At 71.1% G+C, this 232-nt stretch carries 1 protein-coding gene; it reads right to left on the bottom strand.

The genetic code is table 11. From position 1 onward, the window contains the following. A partial coding sequence (locus tag AC0I8G_RS26285; RefSeq protein ID WP_471732553.1) for a MerR family transcriptional regulator occupies positions 1 to 178 on the bottom strand: 178 nt, incomplete at its 3' end. Between the last annotated feature and the right edge of the window lie 54 nt (positions 179 to 232).

Here is a 232-nt window from a genome sequence, read left to right as displayed (position 1 = left end):
GCAGCAGGACCCGCTGCAACCGGCGCAGGGCGACGGCGTCGTAGTAGCGGGAGCCGTTGGCCCCGGTACGGCTGGGGGTCAGCAGTCCGACGTCGTCGTCGTGGCGCAGGGTGCGAGCCGTCGCCCCCGTGGCCGTGGCGACCTCGTGGATCGTCCACTCCCGGGTTCTCGCGTGCACGGGACGACGGTAGGAGTTGACGCCACGACAACTGCAAGCCCGGGACTCAAGGGA

It is taken from the genome of Kineococcus sp. AC630 (assembly GCF_979255925.1).
This window is presented reverse-complemented; position numbering and strand designations above follow the sequence as displayed.